7 protein-coding genes and 1 tRNA gene are annotated in these 6,015 nt (G+C 63.4%); 5 read left to right on the top strand and 3 right to left on the bottom strand.

Annotated features, from left to right (window positions below):
- Positions 1 to 56: 56 nt before the first annotated feature.
- The 5 genes from VGG64_07705 to VGG64_07725 all read left to right on the top strand — a co-directional run bounded on the left by VGG64_07705 (position 57) and on the right by VGG64_07725 (position 4,571).
- A complete protein-coding gene (locus VGG64_07705) occupies positions 57 to 341 on the top strand; it encodes a hypothetical protein (GenBank protein HEY1599470.1) in 285 nt (94 codons plus the stop codon).
- 1,008 nt (positions 342 to 1,349) lie between these two features.
- Positions 1,350 to 3,551, top strand: a complete 2,202-nt coding sequence (locus tag VGG64_07710) for a hypothetical protein (protein HEY1599471.1) — start codon at positions 1,350 to 1,352, stop codon at positions 3,549 to 3,551.
- Between the two features lie 79 nt (positions 3,552 to 3,630).
- Positions 3,631 to 3,831, top strand: a complete 201-nt coding sequence (locus VGG64_07715; GenBank protein HEY1599472.1) for a hypothetical protein — start codon at positions 3,631 to 3,633, stop codon at positions 3,829 to 3,831.
- A gap of 51 nt (positions 3,832 to 3,882) precedes the next feature.
- On the top strand, positions 3,883 to 4,134 hold the full coding sequence (locus VGG64_07720) for a helix-turn-helix domain-containing protein (protein ID HEY1599473.1): 252 nt from the start codon (positions 3,883 to 3,885) through the stop codon (positions 4,132 to 4,134).
- Positions 4,131 to 4,571: a hypothetical protein gene (locus VGG64_07725; GenBank protein HEY1599474.1), complete on the top strand. Its 441-nt coding sequence runs from the start codon at positions 4,131 to 4,133 to the stop codon at positions 4,569 to 4,571. The genes VGG64_07720 and VGG64_07725 overlap by 4 nt, the downstream gene beginning before the upstream one ends.
- A 2-nt stretch (positions 4,572 to 4,573) precedes the next feature.
- Here the strand turns inward: VGG64_07725 and VGG64_07730 are convergent.
- From VGG64_07730 to VGG64_07740, 3 genes are all read right to left on the bottom strand, one after another.
- Positions 4,574 to 4,646, bottom strand: a tRNA-Arg gene (locus VGG64_07730).
- Positions 4,647 to 4,806: 160 nt separating this feature from the next.
- Positions 4,807 to 5,727, bottom strand: a complete 921-nt coding sequence (locus VGG64_07735) for a lipase family protein (protein HEY1599475.1) — start codon at positions 5,725 to 5,727, stop codon at positions 4,807 to 4,809.
- Positions 5,728 to 5,822: 95 nt separating this feature from the next.
- A partial coding sequence (locus VGG64_07740) for a hypothetical protein (protein ID HEY1599476.1) occupies positions 5,823 to 6,015 on the bottom strand: 193 nt, incomplete at its 5' end.

Raw genomic sequence — 6,015 nt, forward strand, 5'->3', positions numbered from 1 at the left:
GAAAAAACCCGCCGGCCCGACGCGCTCGATTTACGAAGCCCCGGGTACAATGCGGCATGACAAGCCGACGCAAGCGGAAACGAGAACGGCGACGAGCCGAGGCGACCGCTGGCCCCAGACTGCTAGGGGGCTGGGGGAGCCGTACGCTTACGCCCGGCGATTGCAGCTTAGTCGGCCGAGCAATCCGCGCCGGCTGGCTGGAGCCCGACGCCAAAGGCCAAGCCATCTTTGAGCACGTCTTGGCCGCGGCCCTGGCGCCGAATGCTCACCCCCGCGTCCAGCTTGCCGGCTGCCGCGTGGCAATTGCCGCGGAGCAGGCCAACATCGACCACGGCTACTGACGGCCCCGCCCACAGGTTCGCCCAACTAACCCACGCTGCCCGGGAAGACGGCTAGAATAGCTCCGTCGGCGTCCGTTATCCGGCGCTCGCAAACGCTTGGCATGGCTTGGCCTATGTTCGATTCCGGGCGACGGGGTGGGGAGGCCCCAAGCACGCCACCTACATCATCACCACCACCCCACGGGATTCTTTCGCCAAAAGCCGACGGGACGCATGACTTGGCCTGGCCAGCCGTCGACGGGCCGCGGCTTGCTTGGGTCCCTCTTGGCCCCCCGCCGGCCCGATGGGGAGCCGTGTTGTCGGGTTGGACGTGTGCATCCTTGGGCGCAAGGGGGGCCACCATCATGGCCGGCCCGGCTGCTGACTACCGCTTGGCGGTCATTCAGCCACCGCCGCAAGTTATGGCATAGGGGGCTATCGCGCTTTGCCGGCAACTCGGTTTTGGTGACCGCCGTCCCGCAACACGCATTTTTTCACGGGTTTTGAAATTTTTTGTTGGCCCGCGCGGGTGGGTAGGGGCGGGCATCCGTTTTTGGTGCTAGCGGTATCTGGCGACCGCGTGGCCGCTGCGCGCGTAGTTCCGCACAATTGGAAGTTTTATTGCCGCTGACAATTTGGGCCGGCTTGGCTGCCCGCCGTGCATCCTAAGAGGGGGCATCGGCTTTGTCGGCGGACGGCCCATTGGCGACCGCCACGGCATCGCACGCAATTCTTGGCGAAAAAAAACATAGGGGGTCATCGAACGTCGGCGGCCGGCGGAACCGCGAAACCCACGAGCACCCGCGCAAAAACCCCTATGCCGCGGCTTACCCGGCGAAGCAGCGGCCGCAAATGGCCAATACTCGCCCTAGCCGTTCGCACGGCCTGCAATACACTAAAGGGCATCGGGGTGGCTTGGCGGGTTCGAAACCGCCGGCCCAACGCGGACCGGGCGCAGCGTGCTTCCTCGCTGTCCGTACCCTCGCATTCTCGCCCGGCCCGGCCCCTTTTCTCGCAAGGGCTGTGAGCATGGATGTGTCAATTGACGATCTGCGCGGCGAACATACAAAACTGTGCGGCTGGCTACGGGCGGCGCATCAGTTCTCTTATTTCGCAAGCCAATGCACAGACCCGGAGGCGCCGTTTTTCGGAATGCTCGACCATGAGACATACAGGCAACATGGCGTTGCTTTGCTCGCGAAGCTTGAGGGATGCTGCGCCCCGCGCGGCGAACGGGTGGATAACGGTGGTGTGTATGCGGCAGTCCGGCCAGGTGTTGCCAGCGCGTCATTTTGGGGCAAGGAATTGGCGGCTGCCGATGCGCACGCGCTGGCAGAAACGATCCTCTTACAATTTGCGTGGACATGCCGAGGAGTTATTCAGAACCAATCCAAAGGCGAAATTTTCGGAACCAAGGATGGGAAGTTCGATGCTCATGCGTATGTGAATGGGCCGTGGCCGTATGAGTCGCACCTCAAGGAAATCAGCGAAGAGATTGCGCGGCGGCCGCCGTTCAATTTCGACAATCTCCGCGCGGAAGTGGTTTGGGAATACGAAAAGGTAAGGGCCATTGCCCAACCTGTCGACCGCGCTCAAGAGGGGGAACGTCCGGTGGCTTGTGTTAACGAGCACGTGGCGGCGCTGCGGAACGCGCAGGTCGCAGCACTTGAACGGTTGCGCGGCAACGTCTGGTCTGCCTATCAGCGGGTAGCGGGGTTGCCAAAGCTTGCACGAAGGGGCGACCACGGCAAACTGGCATCGACGGTTGTCGAGCTAATGGACGTGTTGGCGGACCTCATGCAGCAGGAACACGCAACAATTACTTGGCGCAGCGGGACACCGATCCTGCTGCCGGCCCCAGTCGCGGAGCAAGTGCCATCGGCCTGCCAAGGCGCCAGCCGCTTTTTGGCCTACATCATCCACAATTCGATGACTGAGGCGGCCGCCAGCGTCAACGGCCGCATAACCTGGAACACTACCGCGCGGGGGACAGAGGCATATCCGCCAGGTAGCCCCGGCGATGTCGCCGGTCGGCTCGACGTGGTGTTCACGGTGGCCGGCCACGTTTGCAGCCCCGACGATATCGGCATGGTACTCGGCGCGCTCTACGCTAAGGCCGGCGTTCCCGCTTGGATGGTCGCATTGCCGGCAGAAGAGCTGAAGCGACTTGGCGAAGTCGCATGGGTTGAACTCTCGGCGGACATCGCCCGCCTGGAATCGCAGTTTGCCGCAATGGATGCCACTGCTGCCGTGGCCAGAGCTACCGCCGCACCAGTAGGCCCGGTAAATAGCAGCCCTTCAGCCGAAGCGGCACATAATGGCATCAGCATGGGCGTGTCGATCGACGATCTTCGTAAAGCGCATGATGAGCTTCGCGGCGGCGCGATTTTCGCGGCCGCGCTAGTGTCGAAACACAAAATCGATTCCAACAGCGACGATGGCCGAATGAGTTGCCTTACGGCTTTGGAGTTCTGTGTCGAGCGGGCGGTGCAAGCCATGCCGGATGACGTCGAAGGCGCGTTCGCGGCCGTCCGAGCGGGTCCGGCGAGTACATCGTTTTGGGGCGAGGATCTCGCGGCCCCCTGCGCGCACTCACTCGCGGTCCGGGTATGCTGGTCCTTGCTGAATGTGTGCCATAGCTTCGTTCCCGACGATGTGGTGCGCGAGATTACGCGCCGTCGTGCGTGGTACGCCGAACACCCAAAAGACTCTCCATACCGGCCGTATCTGCACGAGATTTTCAGGGAAATCGCGAGCCGGCCCCGGTTTGATTTCGACAATCTTCGCGCGGAAGTCATTTGGGAATACCATCGGGCATTGTCACGCGCCGAAGCGGCCCAGCCGCAAACCAACAGCGGCCAGCCGGCAATAGGCACGGGTGGTGCAACCGTCCAGACCGTCAACGGTCCGGCCGACCCGGCAGCAGGCGCCAAGCCGGCCGGAAGCGTCACTGGCGCCCAGCGCACTACGGATAGATTTATGGCGTTGTCGACATTCGTGGCGGGGCACTTTAAGGGCAAACAGCGGCGAGTGGTCGAGATGCTGATTGAAGGCGGCGGCAGGTGCAAGTTGGCCGACATGGCCGCGGACGTTCTGATTGATTGGTCGCTACCATGCGATAATGCGTTCAACTCGATTTGCAAGCCGCTCAACAGCAAATTGAGGCGCCACAGTTATCGGATAATCCGCCAAGACAACGAGGCCCGACTATCAGAATTGGGTCAAAAATGACCTATCTCTTGACCGAGATTTGATCCGCCCCGGCGTGTTGTAATCCCCAAACACACTTCGTGTTCTTGGAGGATTAACAATGCGAAAACGTGGCTTCGATCCCACCGCCTGCCTACCAAGCGCGGCCGCACTCCGCCGCCGCATCGGAGCGCTTCAGGCAGAATTCCGACGGCTGGGCATCTTGCTGGTGACGGCCGAGCAGTTGGAGCGCAGCGCTGGCACCCCTTCGCGAGATGCCATTGCTCCGACGAACATGCCGGGGGTGGCCAATGGGCGCTAGTAGCCCCGAGCCGGCGCCGCTGCTGTTGATTGCCGGCCAAGGCGGTGTGCCATGAGTAGCATCCCGGTGGCTAAGCCAGCGGAGAGCACGCCCGCGCTTGCCCTGCCCGCTGCTGGCGTGGCCCGATTCCTCAACGTCAGCGAGCGGCATCTCTGGGCGCTCAACTCCAGCGGCCGGCTGCCGAAGCCGATCCGGCTCGGCCGGGCGGTGCGCTGGAGCGTCGAAGAGTTGCGGGCCTGGCTGGCGGCCGGCTCGCCCGAACGCTCGCGCTGGGAAGCCATACGCAAAGGCGGTGCCGCATGACGCCCGCCGACTCCCCGCAATGGATCCTGGCCAAAGCAGCCGGCGACCATGCCGAGCTGGCCGTGGCCGAGTGGTTCCGTGGCCGCGGCTGGGAACCGTTTCGCACGATTGCCCGGGCCGACTACGACTTGCTGTTGCAATGCGCGGTGGAAGTGAAGCACGACCGGCAGGCGGCCACGACCGGCAACGTGGCCATCGAAATCGCGTACCGCAATCAGCCGAGCGGGATTGTCACGAGCACCGCGGCCTGGTGGGCCATCGTGGTCGGCCAGCAAGCGCTGCTGGTTAAGTCCGACCGGCTGCGCTCGTTTGTGTTGAGCAACGATTTTCGCGAGACGCGGGCCGGCGACAACGGCGCGTCGCTCATTCGACTGGTGCCGCTAGACCGGCTCCTAGGTCTGCCCGGTTGTCACGTGATTAAACTGAGCAGCAGTTAAGATACCCCCGGCAGGATTCGAACCTGCGACCTACGGTTTAGGAAACCGTTGCTCTATCCCCTGAGCTACGGGGGCATTTTTTGAACAGGATTGGCATTATGGCACTCGTCGAGCTTCCGATGAAGAGGGTCGGACGAAGGCTCGGGGAAATGCAGGATGAGACTGCGGCTTGTTTCGACGCCTGGTGGGCTCGCGTGATGGGTCCGCAATAGGCCCGAGGCTGAGGGCCGTTAGGTCACCGTGCGCGGGTGCGGCGGCTGGGGCTGGGGGGAGGGTGGCTGATCTGCCGCTGCTCGAGGCCGTGGATGTAGTTCGAGATGAGGTGGTCGGTGATGCCTTGTAGAAAGCTTTTGCCGCGAGTGGCGATGGCGCGGGCGACGGCTTGCTTGTGCCAGGGTTCGATGTCGGCGTCGAGGGTGATGGCGCCGTCGCGATCGATGTACACGAGCGTGTTCACATGGCCGTAACAGGGAGCTTGCTCGGCCATCTCCTTCAGGCGGCGAAGCAGCTTTTGATCTGTCGATAAGGCCCGTTTGGGCAGCAGCCGCTTGACCGACGTCAGCGGCACTTCGGGCACGATGTCGAGGCGATTGACAACGCGGTAGGTGGGCAGCGCGTAGCCGGAACAAAAGGTCGCATCGCCGACGCGCGGCGCGCCGAACGTATATGTCGCGACCGGCGGGCGGCCCAGCGTTGCCAGGCGCCAGGCGGTCAGCACTGCCAAGGCGCCGCCCATCGAATGGCCGGTGACGAACAGCGGCTTGTCCTGCGCTTCTTCCAGAATGCTTTCGATCTGGCCCCAACTGCGGCGGAGCACGGAACTGAATCCGTGATGGACGCGGCCTTCGTATTCGCCGCACTCGACCAGCCGCACGACGACGTCCGTCAGCCAGTTGGGCAGCGTCACGGGATCCGTGCCGCGGAAGGCGAGGATGGCGTGCGTGTCGCAAACGCCCAGAAACCCACGGGTACGCGTGACCTTGTGGCGGAACGCAACCGTCTTCAGCCCCAGCCGCTCGTCAGCGGCACGACCAGGGGAGCGGTGATAGGCAACGTCCGACGCGTGCGCCAGGTAGAGGGCGTTGGTGCGGTTGAACGACGGTTCGTTCGGATGGAATGGCAGCGGCGTTTCGCGATGATCGGGAGTGCGTGACATTTCGATACCGTTTATTCCCGGCCCCTCACCCTGCCCTCTCCCACCTTCGACCCGAGCTCAGGCCGAGGGCACGGGGAGAGGAGTTGCGGTCGTCCTTACCCGACCCAGTTGCGGATGGTCGCGTCTACCCACGGCGCGACGGTGCCGCCGAGAGAATAGACCCACAGGGCGCAGACGATCCCGGTGAAAACGTCCATCGTGTAATGCGCACGCAGCACGAGGACCGTGGCTGCTTCGAAGATGGCAATCAACGATCCGACCGCCAGCCCCCACGGGCCCCAATCGCCT

Source organism: Pirellulales bacterium (assembly GCA_036490175.1).
GTDB lineage: Bacteria > Planctomycetota > Planctomycetia > Pirellulales > JACPPG01 > JACPPG01.

Bases quoted from the DNA above. Each gene is read 5' to 3' on its own strand.
- VGG64_07705 (HEY1599470.1), top strand. From the start codon at position 57: ATGACAAGCCGACGCAAGCGGAAACGAGAACGGCGACGAGCCGAGGCG.
- VGG64_07710 (HEY1599471.1), top strand. From the start codon at position 1,350: ATGGATGTGTCAATTGACGATCTGCGCGGCGAACATACAAAACTGTGC.
- VGG64_07715 (HEY1599472.1), top strand. From the start codon at position 3,631: ATGCGAAAACGTGGCTTCGATCCCACCGCCTGCCTACCAAGCGCGGCC.
- VGG64_07720 (HEY1599473.1), top strand. From the start codon at position 3,883: ATGAGTAGCATCCCGGTGGCTAAGCCAGCGGAGAGCACGCCCGCGCTT.
- VGG64_07725 (HEY1599474.1), top strand. From the start codon at position 4,131: ATGACGCCCGCCGACTCCCCGCAATGGATCCTGGCCAAAGCAGCCGGC.
- VGG64_07735 (HEY1599475.1), bottom strand. From the start codon at position 5,727: ATGTCACGCACTCCCGATCATCGCGAAACGCCGCTGCCATTCCATCCG.